This window comes from Ruegeria sp. YTSC199 (assembly GCF_059609725.1).
Map to the genome: position 1 here is coordinate 33149 of NZ_JBXWMF010000014.1, position 12230 is coordinate 45378.

Consider the following 12230-nt stretch of genomic DNA (forward strand, 5'->3'; position numbering starts at 1 on the left):
CCCGTTATCTGCGACGGAACCGCGCTGTGCCGATGACCTCGATCAGTTGCTTGCGGACGGGGTCAGGTTGCGCCTCCACCGCGTTCAGTACCTCGCGCAGTTCGGCCCGCAACCCGTGCATCTGGTCGATCAGAGAGATCATCATCGACAGCGCATCCGGCTCCATCTCGTACTGATCGTGAAGTTCACAGGCCAGTTCCAGACGGGCAACGTCGAGGCCGTGATAGACCAGACCCTCATCCGTTTGTTCAGGGATCACGATCTCGGCGGCCAGATACTCGGTCAGCCGGGCCGAGGTCAGGCGGGTGACGGTTGCGATCAGTTCCTTTTCTGTCAGGCTCATGACGGCATTCCTTTGCGCGGATCATAGCGGTGGCTTTCGCGCCATGTCTCCATGAAGTGCTTCAAATCGTCGTCGATCTGGTCGGGCATCGAAACAGTCAGTTCGATTAGTTGATCGCCGCGCTCGGTTGAGCCGCGTTTCTTGACCCCTTTGCCACGTAGGCGCAACGTTTTGCCGCTGCTGGTACCCGCCGGAACGCTGACGTTGACACCGCCGTCGATGGTGGGGGCGGCGACCTTGCCGCCCAGAATGGCCTCATCAATCGTGATCGGCAGGATGATGTGGATGTCGTCGCCCTGACGGTCGAAGACCGAGTGTTTTGCAACCGAGACCGTAACCAGGGCGTCACCCGGAGGACCCTCGCCAAAGCCGGGATCGCCCTTGCCGCGCAGACGGATGGTCTGGCCGTCCGTGATGCCAGCTGGTATTTTGACCTCGATCCGGTCGCCATCGGGCAGGGTAAGTTTCTGGCTGGCGCCGAACACTGCATCCAGAAAGCTGATCTGCAGGCTGTAGGCGCGATTATGCCCCGGCGCATGGAATTCCTGCGTGCGCTGACCGTATCCGCCGCGGCCCCGCATGAACTCGGCAAAGATGTCCGACATATCATCCGGGTCTGCGGTGCGCCCGCGATAGGGGTTTCCGGCGGCCTCGGCGTAGTCGCGGTAATACTGCTGCTGCGGTCGTTCCTGACCCGAGGCGTCGATCTCGCCATTGTCGTATTGCTTGCGCTTTTCAGGGTCTTTCAGCAGATCATAAGCCGCAGCGGCGGCCTTGAACTTGGCTTCGGCCTCGGCGTCACCGGGTTTCAGGTCGGGGTGACATTCCTTGGCGATGCGCCGATAGGCCTTTTTGATCTCGGCATCGCTGGCGTCTTTGGCGACACCAAGAACGGAATAGGGATCGTCGCTCATCTCACCTCTCGCAGGTCGGGCTGAACAGGATGGGTTTTATCATGCGTTTTCAATGGCCCAAAAGGAAGAGACTTTTGAAACCGCTCGCAAATTTCCGCGGGTCTGTTAACATATGCATGTTTCGAATTGTTTTCTGACGGAGACCTCCATGACGCGCAGAATCAAATCCGCCTTGGCCCTGCTGGCCGGTAATGCCATCGGCTTGTTATTGGCCACTTTGCTGCTGTCAGGATTTGCGATCAAGCCGATCTCGTTCATAGTCGTGGTAATCGTCTTTACCCTGGTGCAGGTCGTGGCCGAGCCGCTGATCCTGAAGCTGGGCGAGAAAAAAGCACCCGCGCTGAAAGGCGGGATCGCGCTGATCGTGACATTCGTGGGGTTGCTGGTGACCGATCTGGTGACCAACGGGCTGACCGTCGGGGGGATTTCCAACCTGCTGGCCGCAACGCTTCTTGTGTGGCTGGGCGCCCTGATCGCCAGTATAGTGCTGCCGATCTATGTGTTCACGGAACTGCGCGAGCCTAAGAAGTAGCTACAACGCGTTCAGGCTGGTCTCGATCGCCTGCCATAGCTCCTCGACCGGTTCACAGCCGACAGAGAAGCGAATGAAGGCTGGGTCAACATTGTCACCCCACCGCGCGCGGCGCTCGGCCGAACTGTGGACGCCGCCAAAGGATGTCGCGGGTCGCAGCAATGGGCAGGTGTTGATAAAGGTCTCGGCCTTCGCCTCAGTCTCCAACGTGATCGACAGTAGGAAACCAAACCGATCCGTCTGCGCGGTGGCCAGCGCGTGTGAGGGATCACCTGGCAGGCCGGGATAGCGGGTTTGCTGAACCGCAGGGTGATCGGCCAACCGCTCGGCCAGCACTTGCGCCGAGGAACACATGCGGTCGAAGCGCACGTCCAGCGTTTCCAATCCGCGATGCAGAAGCCATGCCTCATGCGGGCCCGGGATCGCGCCGGAAACCCGCCGCCATTCCTCAACCCGCTCCATTATCTGTGCATTGCGGCTGGCCACATGACCCATCAGCAGGTCGGAATGCCCTCCCATGGCTTTGGTGTCTGATGCCACCACTACGTCGATGCCCAAATCCAGCGGGCGCTGGCCCAAGGGGGTCAGGGTCGTATTGTCGGCAATTGTGATCCCGCCGGCGTCACGAACGGCCGAGGCAATGGCAGGCAGGTCTATCATGTCCAGCCCGGGGTTCGAGGGGCTTTCGACAAAGACTACATCGAAACCGTCTAACCCGCCTTCGGTGAAGGTGGTTGTCGGGCGTTCTGTAACGGAAACACCCAGACCGGACAAAAACCGGTCGGCCAACACACGCGTTACGTAGTACCCATCCGAGGGAATCAGCAGGCGCGACCCCGCTTTCAGTGTTGCGAACAAGGCCGCCGAGATCGCCCCCATGCCGGACGGGAATGTCAGGCAGGGTGCGTCCTCAAGGTGGGCCAGCACATGTTCCAGATGTTCCCATGTGGGGTTGTCGACGCGCCCATATGTGGGCAGACCGGCCGTTACGCCCGGCAGGTGGTACATACTGCTTTGGGTCAGCGGCAGCGTAACCGGCTCACCCGCGTTCAGCGCATTGCCGCGCAGGTGCAGCATCTCTCCGGTCTTCGGGGCCATGGTTCAGCGCCCCGGAATCTCGTCACGGGGCGGGGCGGGTTCCCAGTTCTCGATGATGTCGACCGCCTCTTGCGCGGTGTCGACAAAGCGGAAAAGGTCAAGATCCTCGTCCGAGATGGTACCAGCATCAGCCAGAGCCTCCCAGTTGATGACCTTTTCCCAGAATGCGCGACCAAACAGCAGGAAGGGCACCCGCTCCATCCGCCCGGTTTGAATCAAGGTGAGGGATTCGAACAGCTCATCCATCGTGCCGAACCCGCCGGGGAAGATGGTGATGGCGCGGGCACGCATCAGGAAGTGCATCTTGCGGATGGCGAAATAGTGGAAATTGAAGCTCAGGTCCGGGGTCACGTAGAGGTTCGGCGCCTGTTCATGGGGCAGCACGATATTCAGGCCGATGGAACAGCCACCCGCATCCTGCGCACCCCTGTTCCCCGCCTCCATCACACCGGGACCGCCGCCGGTGACGATGACGTTTTCACGGCAGCTTGTCTGGTTCGACTTTTCGGTCATCAGCCGGGCGAACTCGCGCGCCTCGTCATAGTATTGCGACAGGTTGGCCAGCGTGTCGGTCCGTGCGGTGTGTTTCTGCGACGGCTCAGGAATGCGCGCACCCCCGAACATCACGATGGTCGAGGTGATCTCGCGCTCGGTCATGATCATCTCGGGTTTCAGCAATTCCAGCTGCAGGCGCACCGGGCGTAGCTCATCGCGGCACAGGAAATCGTCATCCGCAAAGGCAAGGCGATAGGCGGGTGAGCGTGTCTGCGGCGTGTCCGGCACCTCGCTCGCGGTCGAGCGGTCGGTCTGCGCGTCGCGGAAAGGGCTGAGGCGGTCTTCTCTCATGGGTGATGGTTCCCTGCTTGCGTGTTCCCAAAACAGCTATAGGGTTCGCGGCCAGAGCGCCAGTCACGGAAGAACAGCAATGAATTGGAAGACGGATATTTCGGAAGCCGCCGCCCGGATTGCCGGGTACGCGCAGGTGACTCCGGTGATGGAGAGTCAAGCCTTGGGGCTGGGCTTTCCGGTCGAAATGAAGCTGGAGCATTTGCAGCATACCGGCAGTTTCAAGGCGCGCGGGGCGTTCAATACGTTGCTTAGCCTGGATGTGCCCGAGGCGGGTGTTGTTGCTGCCTCCGGCGGAAATCATGGCGCGGCGGCGGCTTACGCAGCGCGGTCCTTGGGTTATCCGGCGAAAATCTTCGTGCCGGAAATAGCGGGGCCGTCCAAGATTGCCCTGATCCAACAGACCGGCGCTGATCTGAGCGTGGTGTCCGGCGAATATGCCAACGCGCTGACCGGCGCGCAGCAGCACGAAGAGGCGACGGGCGCGATGCAGATCCACGCCTATGACGCACCCGCAACCGTGGCCGGGCAAGGCACCTGCTTTGCCGAATGGGAAGCACAGGGCCTGAAGGCCGATACCGTTCTGATCGCTGTCGGCGGCGGCGGGTTGATCGCCGGCGCGCTGGGCTGGTTTCACGGCGCGCGCAAGGTCGTGGCGGTCGAGCCAGTGACCTCTTGCGCGCTGAACGCGGCCTTACAAGCGGGCGGGCCGGTGGACGTCACCGTCTCGGGCATTGCCGCCAACGCGCTGGGCGCGCGGCGGATTGGCTCGATCTGTTTTGGCCTGGCGCATGGGATGACTTCGGTTCTGGTGAGGGATGAGGCCATTGCCGAGGCGCAGCAAGCCCTGTGGCAGGCACATCGGATTCTGGTGGAACCAGCTGGCGCGACGGCCCTTGCCGCGCTGATTTCGGGGGCATACCAACCAGAGCCGGGTGAGAGGGTGGCGGTGCTGATCTGTGGTGGCAACATCTCACCGGACCCTCTGGACGCTTAAAACCGCAACAATCAGCCGCAAAGCGCGCGTTCAGCGTCGCATTGCGGCCAGTCCCGCGCTTGCGTATAGGCAACACCAACGCAAACAGATTCTGCAGGGAGCCCCAAATGTCCAACGCGCAACTGGAAGCCGCCATCGAAGCCGCCTGGGAGGCGCGCGACACTATTACCCCCGCCACCACCGGCGAGACCCGCGAAGCGATCGAAGATACGCTGAACGCGCTGGACAGTGGCTCGCTGCGTGTCGCTGAAAAGCTGGACAGCGGCGACTGGCATGTGAATCAGTGGGCCAAGAAAGCAGTTCTGCTGGGCTTCCGCATCAAGGACATGGAGATTCAGGCCGGCGGCCCACAGCAAGGCGGCTGGTGGGACAAGGTGGACAGCAAGTTCGCCGGTTGGGGCGAGAACCAGTGGAAAGCCGCCGGTTTCCGCGCGGTTCCGAACTGCGTGGTTCGCAAGTCGGCCTATATCGCTCCGGGTGTGGTGCTGATGCCGTCTTTCGTGAATCTGGGCGCTCATGTCGACGAAGGCACCATGGTCGATACCTGGGCCACCGTCGGCTCTTGCGCGCAGATCGGCAAAAACGTTCACCTGTCCGGCGGAGTTGGCATCGGTGGCGTACTGGAGCCGATGCAGGCCGGCCCCACCATCATCGAGGACAACTGCTTTATCGGCGCGCGCTCCGAAGTGGTCGAGGGCTGTATCGTTCGTGAGGGCTCGGTTCTTGGCATGGGCGTGTTTATCGGCAAATCGACCAAGATCGTCGACCGCGAAACCGGTGAAGTCATGTATGGCGAAGTGCCGCCTTACTCGGTGGTCGTTGCCGGTTCGATGCCGTCGAAGAACAATGTCAGCCTGTACTGCGCCGTGATCGTGAAGCGGGTGGACGAAAAGACCCGCTCGAAAACCGGGATCAACGAACTGCTGCGCGACTGACCGACCCGCAGATCAAACAGGGGCCGCGGCACAGTGCTGCGGCCTTTTATGTTTACGCTTTGACCGGATAGCGATCGGGTTCCTCGAACACGTCGATCACCCGTGTTCCGGCCTTGATCTTGCCGCCATGTTCAACGCCGGACGGAATCGAGTAGCTGTCGCCAGGTCGAAAGGTTTTGGTCTCCTCCCCGATGGTCAATTCCACCTCACCTTCAATCACCGTGCCCCATTGCGCCTTGTGCGAATGCGGCGGCAGTTCGAAATCCTTCAGGAAGGTGAAGAAGGCTACCAGCCCCGTATCCGACCGGATCACCGCTGATTGCACCACGTCCTCAGGAAAAGGTACGTCGAGGCTTGGAAAGTCGGTGATGAATTCAGGATAGGGCATGGAGGCATCCTTTGCGATCTGTGTCACCGCACTATGGAGGCGAAGCCTTGGTCCCGCAATCCCGACCGCTTGACCGGCGGCGGGCGCGCGGCTATGGCCCCCTGCATGGAAAAGCAAAAGAAACCCTCTCGTCAGCAGGTTTATACCCTGCTTGTGCAGATTGGCCGCAAGGATGGCGACGGTCTTCCCGAAGCTGCAACCGGGGCGGCGCTGATGTGTTTCGCCAGCGGTGTGGACGAGGCCGAGGCCGTGCGCGAAACCGTGGCCATTCTGAAACAGGCCGATACCGCGCCGCTGGACGTCACCGGCTATGGCACCTTGGCCGAGCGTGAGGCGCAGGGTCATGATATCGACCCCGATGAACGGGCGCTGATGCAGCGGGCTCTGGATGAAAACGCCGTGATCGTCGCGCAGATGACGCCGTTTTTCGGCGATGAGGAACAGGCTTAGTTTCGCGCCCCGAACCACTTGCGGTAAATCTCATCATAGGTACCGTCTTCGCGCAGCGACAGCAGTGCCTGGTTGACCTCTTCGACTAAAGGTGAGCCGGTCGGAAACGCGATCCCATAGCTTTCACGCAGGAAGATGCCGCCGGTCATTGTGGCGATCCGGCGGCCTTCGTGCGAGGCATAGTAGGACAGGATAGGTGCGTCAAAGACCGTGGCGTCCAACTCGTTGTCCTCGAAGGCGACCAGCATTTCATCAAGGCCGGAATACCCGGTGAACTCGATCTCGCGCCGGTTCAGGAAACTGGCGGCGGTCGAGTCGGTGATCGTGCCGACCTGTTTGCCATAGAGATCGTTGACGGAGTTAACGCTGCCGCTGATTGCATCCACCGTCATGACCGATGTGATGCGCGCCGTGAACACCGATACGATGAACAGGGACGAGACCACCAGAATTACGCCCAACAGGCGGCCGAACGGGGTGCGGGGCATCCGTTCCTCGAAGCCGCCATTCACCACAAGATTCAGCGCCCACCAAAATGAGGGGAACCACGCTTCGTTCAACTTGCGATCGAAATAGGGCTGCGAGCGGCGCTCGAAGGTCCACATCAACATACCACCGCCCAGCAAGAGGGCGAAGGCCAGGCCGATGGCGATAAACAATTCGCGCGATAGCAGCGCATGCAGCAGCGACGGCTGGCGCGCTGCATCGGACGGGACCATAATCTGCAACCCGGCTTCGAAAATCGGCTGGCTGAAGTCCATCTGCGTCTCACGCGCGGCGGTGATCGAGATATTGGCGATGGCCAGATCGGCCGAACCGTTCTGCACCGCGCCCAGCATCTCGCCGAACGACCCGACACGGTCGACCGAATACTCCCAGTTCAGCGACTCGGCGAGCGCCTCAAGCAAGTCCAGTGAAAACCCGGTCTGCGCCCCGTCTTCAGCATAGGAAAACGGAGGGCGGGTCACCGTGGTGACATTCAGGGTCTGTGCCTGGCTTTGCTGTGCAAGAACGGCAAAGGTCAGACAGACCAATGCGAAAAGCGCGCGTATCATCTTCTAATCACCTGTTTCGCGGGGCTCTAACGCAGATTTGAACGGTGCAGCAAGGTATTCGCGGGGTAAAGCCCTGTGTTTTGTTGGGGTGTCAAAGCGAAACGCTTGCAAAAAAGCGATCAGATTTACGTGGGCAGGGGTTGGCAATCGGCCCAATTCGTTGAATCTGTGCGCGCAAACGAACCAGAGGGGCCCCGCCATGACAGATCCGGTAGAATTGACAGCGGCCCTGACCCGTTGCCCATCGGTCACACCCGAGGAAGGCGGCGCCCTGGTTCTTTTGGAACAACTCCTGTCCGATGCGGGGTTCGACTGCACCCGCGTGGACCGCGGCGGCATCAGCAACCTGTTTGCCCGCTGGGGCGAAAAAGGCCACGTGCGCAGCTTTGGGTTCAACGGTCACACCGATGTAGTTCCCATCGGGGACGAGGCCGCTTGGACGATGCCGCCCTTTGGTGCCGAGATCCGCGACGGTTTGTTGTATGGGCGCGGAACCACCGACATGAAATCCGGCGTGGCGGCCTTTGCGGCAGCAGCGGTGGATTTCGTGCGCGAAACGCCGCCCGATGGCGCCGTTATCCTGACCATCACCGGCGATGAAGAGGCCGATGCGTTGGACGGAACCACTGCACTGTTGGACTACATGACTGAAATCGGTGAACGGATGTCGGTCTGTCTGGTAGGGGAGCCGACCTGCCCAAACACGATGGGTGAGATGATGAAGATCGGTCGCCGAGGTTCGATGACGGCATGGTTCACCGTGACCGGTATGCAAGGCCATTCGGCCTATCCGCACCGGGCAAAGAACCCTCTGCCCGCGATAGCGCGGCTGATGGACCGGTTGGCCAGTCATGAGCTGGATCGCGGTTCGGACCATTTCGACGCCTCGACGCTGGCGGTCGTGAATATCGATACGGGCAACGAAGCGACCAACGTGATCCCGGCGCAATGTAGTGGGGCAGTGAATATCCGTTTCAACGATCTGCACTCAGGGGCAAGCCTCAGCGAATGGCTGCGCACCGAGGCGCAAACCGTGGCCGACGCCTTTGGCGTCGAGGTCGCTGTGCACATCAAGATCTCGGGCGAGAGTTTCCTGACACCACCCGGCCCGCTCTCTGATCTGGTGGCGCAGGCGGTCGAAGCGGAAACCGGTATCCGGCCCGAGATGTCCACGACGGGCGGCACCTCGGATGCGCGGTTTGTGAAAAACCACTGTCCGGTGGTCGAGTTCGGCCTGGTCGGTCGCACCATGCATCAGGTGGATGAATGCGTTGAGGTGGCGCATATCGAGCAGCTCAAGTCGATCTACACGCGTATCCTGCGGGATTATTTCGCCTAACTGATGCAGCGTACTCTGGTCATCATGGTCAAGGAGCCGCGCCCGGGTCGGGTGAAAACGCGGCTGGGCCGCGATATCGGTATGGTTGGCGCAGCGTGGTGGTTCCGCCACCAGACCCGGTCTCTGATCCGACGGCTGCGCGATCCGCGTTGGCAGATCGTCCTGGCGGTATCCCCGGACCATGAGGGGCTGACCAGCCGCATCTGGCCCGCCGACATTCTGCGCGCCGCCCAGGGGCGGGGAGATCTGGGCGACCGGATGGGACGGATGCTGCGCGGCATGCCGAAAGGACCGGTCTGTTTGATCGGTGCAGATATCCCGGGTATCACACGCGAGCACATTGCAAGGGCGTTCAAGGCTTTGGGCAGGGACCAGATGGTGTTTGGCCCTGCACCGGACGGTGGCTACTGGCTGGTCGGGACGCAAAGATACAGCGCGTTGCCGTCAGGCTTGTTCCGTGATGTGCGCTGGTCGACCGAGCATGCTCTGGTCGACACGTTGGCATCTGTCCCCGGTACACGTGTGGCCTTGCTGGACCAGTTGCGCGATGTCGACACGGTCGCCGATCTGAAACCCTGATCCTTTTTAGTCATGACGCGGTCGCATCCCCGTGCTAGGCCGGGACCATGACTCGCATTCCCACCAAGCAGGAGGTCCTCGACTGGATCTCGGCGAACCCCACCCTGACCTCGAAACGCGACATCGCCAAAGCCTTTGGAATCAAGGGCGCGGACCGGATTGATCTGAAGCGTATCCTCAAAGAGCTTGAGGCCGAAGGGCATCTGGAAAAACGCAAGCGCAGCTATCGCGACCCGGACCGCCTGCCGCCGGTCAGTGTGCTGCAGGTCAAAGCCCCCAGCGCCGATGGCGATCTGTTCGCCCGTCCGCTTGAGTGGCATGGCGAGGGGGTCGAGCCTATTGTTCTGATCATTTCCCGTGCCAGCGATCCGGCGCTGGGCGAGGGCGACCGCATTCTGGCCCGCCTGACTGTGGTGCATGAGGAAGACCACAATTACGAGGCCCGCCTGATCCGCCGCATCGGAACCAACCCGCGCAAGATAGTGGGCATCTTTCGCAAAGGGGCCGAGGGCGGGCGGATCGTGCCCATCGACAAGACCGGCCAGACCGAGTGGTTAGTACATGACGGCGCAGTGCTGGGTGCTAAGGACGGTGAGTTGGTCGAGGCCGAACAGGCCGGACCCAAGAATCGAATGGGTCTGCCCCGTGCGCGGATTGTGGAGCGACTGGGTGATCCCTCGGCCCCGAAGGCCGTCTCGCTGATCGCCATCCATCAGCACGGTATCCCAGACGATTTCCCCGACAAGGTGATTGCCGAGGCCGATAAGGCCAAACCCGTCGGCCTGAAAGGGCGCGAAGACCTTCGGGACATGCCGCTGCTGACCATCGACCCCTCGGACGCGCGCGACCATGACGACGCCTGTTTTGCGCATGCCGACGACGACCCAAAAAACCCTGGCGGCCACGTGATCTGGGTCGCCATCGCGGATGTTGCTGCTTATGTGCAGCCGGGAACCGCACTGGATCGCGAGGCGCGAAAGCGTGGTAACTCCAGCTATTTCCCGGATCGTGTGGTGCCGATGTTGCCGGATCGCCTGTCCGGCGATCTGTGTTCGCTGCACGAAGGCGTTCCGCGCGCCTGTATCGCCGTACGGATGCAGATCGACGCAGACGGCAACAAGATCGAACACCGCTTTGTGCGCGGGCTGATGCGCTCTGCCGCCTCGCTGCATTATGCCGAGGTGCAGGACGCCATTGACGGCACCCCCAACGACCGCACCGGGCCGTTGTTGGAGCCGGTGTTGAAACCGCTTTATGCCGCATATGCCGCGCTGAAAAAGGCGCGCGCCGTGCGGCAGCCGCTGGAGTTGGACCTGCCCGAACGCAAGATCGTCCTCAGCGACGCGGGTGAAGTGACCAGCGTGGCGTTCCGCGACCGGCTGGACGCGCATAAGTTGATCGAGGAGTTTATGATCCTCGCCAACGTGGCCGCCGCCGAGACTCTGATCGCCAAACGCCGCCCCCTGCTGTTCCGCGTGCACGAAGAACCCGCGCCCGAGAAACTGGAAAGCCTGCGGGAAACGGCGCAGGCTGCGGGGCTGAACCTTGCCAAAGGGCAGGTGTTGCAGACTCGCCACCTGAACGCGCTGCTGAACGCGGCTGCGGGGACCGAAGATGCCGAACTGATCAATCTAACCACCCTGCGGTCGATGGCGCAGGCTTACTATAACCCCGAGAATTTTGGCCATTTCGGGCTGGCGCTGCGGAATTATGCGCATTTCACCTCGCCCATCCGCCGCTATGCCGATCTGATCGTGCACCGGGCGCTAATCTCGGCCCATGGTTGGGGCAAGGACGGGCTGACCGAGGACGAAATCGCGCGGCTCGATGAAACCGCCACTCATATCTCGGACACCGAGCGCCGCTCAATGATGGCCGAACGCGACACGACTGATCGCTATCTGGCCGCCTATCTTAGCGAGCGGGTGGGCAATGAGTTCTCGGGCCGTATCAGCGGCATCGCCCGGTTCGGGGCTTTCGTGAAGATGGATGAGACCGGCGCGGATGGGCTGGTGCCTGTGCGCTCGCTGGGGCGCGAGTTTTTCCACTTTGACCGCGAGGCCGGGACCCTGATGGGATCAGACACCGGGCTGCTCATCGCCATTGGCCAGCGCGTCACCGTTCGCCTGACCGAGGCCACGCCTGTCACCGGCGGGCTGGAGTTGGAGTTGCTGTCGATCGACGATCAGGCTTTGCCCCGCGGGCGCGCACTGAAAGGGCGGCCAACGCGGCGCAAGGCGGTCAGCACCAAGCGCAAGAAAGATAAGATCAAACGCAAGGTCGAACGCAAGCGCCGTCAAAGGTGATAGGTCAGCGCCCGCACAATCAGCCAGCCGTGGCGGGTCGGATCGATCTGCGCGGGCTTGTCGAATAGCACGGCCCTGTTGCCATCCAACCGATCCTCACCCGGAAATGCCGAGGTGAAATCGCCCATCAGCCGGCTTTGGCAATGCACGAACAGTGCAAATGACGCGGCTTTATGCGTGCCGACCCGGATCGTCGATCCTTTTGGCGCCAGATAGGCGGGCTGCCCCCAGCGCAGCGTCTCTTGCAGAGGCTGCGCACGTGGAAGGGTGGCGGCGGTTTCAAAGATCAACTCGCGCAGGATCAACGCACCAGCGCGGGCCTCCTTTGGCAGCGCGTCGTAAGCAGCGGCTACTTTGGGGTCATCAAATGGCGTCATCTCAGCAGCTTATCCCGTTTGGTCCGCCACGTCAGAAGTTTCGGTCTGAGCCCTTTGTGAATCACGCGTTT

The 12230-nt window shown here is 61.5% G+C and carries 14 protein-coding genes; 7 read left to right on the top strand and 7 right to left on the bottom strand.

The features are described from left to right. Positions 1-4: 4 nt before the first annotated feature. Complete coding sequence (locus AC2FEE_RS14345; protein WP_496866009.1) at positions 5-343, bottom strand: chaperone modulator CbpM; 339 nt, start codon at positions 341-343, stop codon at positions 5-7. Then, on the bottom strand, positions 340-1257 hold the full coding sequence (locus AC2FEE_RS14350; RefSeq protein ID WP_496866010.1) for a DnaJ C-terminal domain-containing protein: 918 nt from the start codon (positions 1255-1257) through the stop codon (positions 340-342). Before AC2FEE_RS14350 ends, AC2FEE_RS14345 begins: the two co-directional genes overlap by 4 nt. A 148-nt stretch (positions 1258-1405) precedes the next feature. Between AC2FEE_RS14350 and AC2FEE_RS14355 the strand changes: the two genes are divergently transcribed. Further along, on the top strand, positions 1406-1789 hold the full coding sequence (locus AC2FEE_RS14355; protein WP_496866011.1) for a hypothetical protein: 384 nt from the start codon (positions 1406-1408) through the stop codon (positions 1787-1789). Here the strand turns inward: AC2FEE_RS14355 and AC2FEE_RS14360 are convergent, their stop codons facing one another. Both AC2FEE_RS14360 and AC2FEE_RS14365 read right to left on the bottom strand, forming a co-directional pair. Further along, entirely contained in the window at positions 1790-2887 is a 1098-nt protein-coding gene (locus AC2FEE_RS14360) for a cystathionine gamma-lyase (RefSeq protein WP_496866012.1), read from the bottom strand. Positions 2888-2890: 3 nt separating this feature from the next. Further along, entirely contained in the window at positions 2891-3733 is an 843-nt protein-coding gene (locus tag AC2FEE_RS14365) for an LOG family protein (protein ID WP_496866013.1), read from the bottom strand. 79 nt (positions 3734-3812) lie between these two features. On the opposite strand from AC2FEE_RS14365, the gene AC2FEE_RS14370 reads away from it, so the two are divergent. Beyond that, entirely contained in the window at positions 3813-4730 is a 918-nt protein-coding gene (locus AC2FEE_RS14370; protein WP_496866014.1) for a threonine/serine dehydratase, read from the top strand. A 107-nt stretch (positions 4731-4837) separates the two neighbouring features. Continuing rightward, positions 4838-5665 (top strand): 2,3,4,5-tetrahydropyridine-2,6-dicarboxylate N-succinyltransferase, encoded by an 828-nt coding sequence (dapD, locus tag AC2FEE_RS14375; protein WP_496866015.1) that lies wholly within the window; start codon positions 4838-4840, stop codon positions 5663-5665. 52 nt (positions 5666-5717) lie between these two features. Here dapD and AC2FEE_RS14380 read toward each other — a convergent pair whose 3' ends face one another. Continuing rightward, positions 5718-6053: a cupin domain-containing protein gene (locus AC2FEE_RS14380; RefSeq protein ID WP_496866016.1), complete on the bottom strand. Its 336-nt coding sequence runs from the start codon at positions 6051-6053 to the stop codon at positions 5718-5720. Between the two features lie 105 nt (positions 6054-6158). Here AC2FEE_RS14380 and AC2FEE_RS14385 point away from each other — a divergent pair, with 105 nt between their 5' ends. Continuing rightward, on the top strand, positions 6159-6503 hold the full coding sequence (locus tag AC2FEE_RS14385) for a DUF8846 family protein (protein ID WP_496866112.1): 345 nt from the start codon (positions 6159-6161) through the stop codon (positions 6501-6503). On the opposite strand, the gene AC2FEE_RS14390 is transcribed toward AC2FEE_RS14385, so the two are convergent. Next, positions 6500-7558 carry a transporter substrate-binding domain-containing protein gene (locus AC2FEE_RS14390; RefSeq protein ID WP_496866017.1) on the bottom strand — a complete coding sequence of 353 codons (1059 nt, stop codon included), beginning with the start codon at positions 7556-7558 and terminating at the stop codon, positions 6500-6502. The two genes, AC2FEE_RS14385 and AC2FEE_RS14390, sit on opposite strands and share 4 nt — an antisense overlap. Positions 7559-7757: 199 nt before the next feature. Between AC2FEE_RS14390 and dapE the strand changes: the two genes are divergently transcribed. From dapE to rnr, 3 genes are read left to right on the top strand one after another with little or no spacing between them, the layout of a single operon-like run. Next, on the top strand, positions 7758-8897 hold the full coding sequence (gene dapE, locus AC2FEE_RS14395; protein WP_496866018.1) for a succinyl-diaminopimelate desuccinylase: 1140 nt from the start codon (positions 7758-7760) through the stop codon (positions 8895-8897). 3 nt (positions 8898-8900) lie between these two features. After that, positions 8901-9476, top strand: a complete 576-nt coding sequence (locus AC2FEE_RS14400; RefSeq protein WP_496866019.1) for a TIGR04282 family arsenosugar biosynthesis glycosyltransferase — start codon at positions 8901-8903, stop codon at positions 9474-9476. A 47-nt stretch (positions 9477-9523) separates the two neighbouring features. Further along, positions 9524-11782 carry a ribonuclease R gene (gene rnr, locus AC2FEE_RS14405; protein WP_496866020.1) on the top strand — a complete coding sequence of 753 codons (2259 nt, stop codon included), beginning with the start codon at positions 9524-9526 and terminating at the stop codon, positions 11780-11782. Here the strand turns inward: rnr and AC2FEE_RS14410 are convergent. After that, on the bottom strand, positions 11773-12159 hold the full coding sequence (locus AC2FEE_RS14410; protein WP_496866021.1) for a DUF1801 domain-containing protein: 387 nt from the start codon (positions 12157-12159) through the stop codon (positions 11773-11775). The two genes, rnr and AC2FEE_RS14410, sit on opposite strands and share 10 nt — an antisense overlap. Between the last annotated feature and the right edge of the window lie 71 nt (positions 12160-12230).

Coding starts and splice junctions, on each gene's coding strand:
- AC2FEE_RS14345 (WP_496866009.1), bottom strand. CDS start 343: ATGAGCCTGACAGAAAAGGAACTGATCGCAACCGTCACCCGCCTGACC.
- AC2FEE_RS14350 (WP_496866010.1), bottom strand. CDS start 1,257: ATGAGCGACGATCCCTATTCCGTTCTTGGTGTCGCCAAAGACGCCAGC.
- AC2FEE_RS14365 (WP_496866013.1), bottom strand. CDS start 3,733: ATGAGAGAAGACCGCCTCAGCCCTTTCCGCGACGCGCAGACCGACCGC.
- AC2FEE_RS14370 (WP_496866014.1), top strand. CDS start 3,813: ATGAATTGGAAGACGGATATTTCGGAAGCCGCCGCCCGGATTGCCGGG.
- AC2FEE_RS14360 (WP_496866012.1), bottom strand. CDS start 2,887: ATGGCCCCGAAGACCGGAGAGATGCTGCACCTGCGCGGCAATGCGCTG.
- AC2FEE_RS14355 (WP_496866011.1), top strand. CDS start 1,406: ATGACGCGCAGAATCAAATCCGCCTTGGCCCTGCTGGCCGGTAATGCC.
- AC2FEE_RS14410 (WP_496866021.1), bottom strand. CDS start 12,159: ATGACGCCATTTGATGACCCCAAAGTAGCCGCTGCTTACGACGCGCTG.
- AC2FEE_RS14380 (WP_496866016.1), bottom strand. CDS start 6,053: ATGCCCTATCCTGAATTCATCACCGACTTTCCAAGCCTCGACGTACCT.
- rnr (WP_496866020.1), top strand. CDS start 9,524: ATGACTCGCATTCCCACCAAGCAGGAGGTCCTCGACTGGATCTCGGCG.
- dapE (WP_496866018.1), top strand. CDS start 7,758: ATGACAGATCCGGTAGAATTGACAGCGGCCCTGACCCGTTGCCCATCG.
- dapD (WP_496866015.1), top strand. CDS start 4,838: ATGTCCAACGCGCAACTGGAAGCCGCCATCGAAGCCGCCTGGGAGGCG.
- AC2FEE_RS14400 (WP_496866019.1), top strand. CDS start 8,901: ATGCAGCGTACTCTGGTCATCATGGTCAAGGAGCCGCGCCCGGGTCGG.
- AC2FEE_RS14385 (WP_496866112.1), top strand. CDS start 6,159: ATGGAAAAGCAAAAGAAACCCTCTCGTCAGCAGGTTTATACCCTGCTT.
- AC2FEE_RS14390 (WP_496866017.1), bottom strand. CDS start 7,558: ATGATACGCGCGCTTTTCGCATTGGTCTGTCTGACCTTTGCCGTTCTT.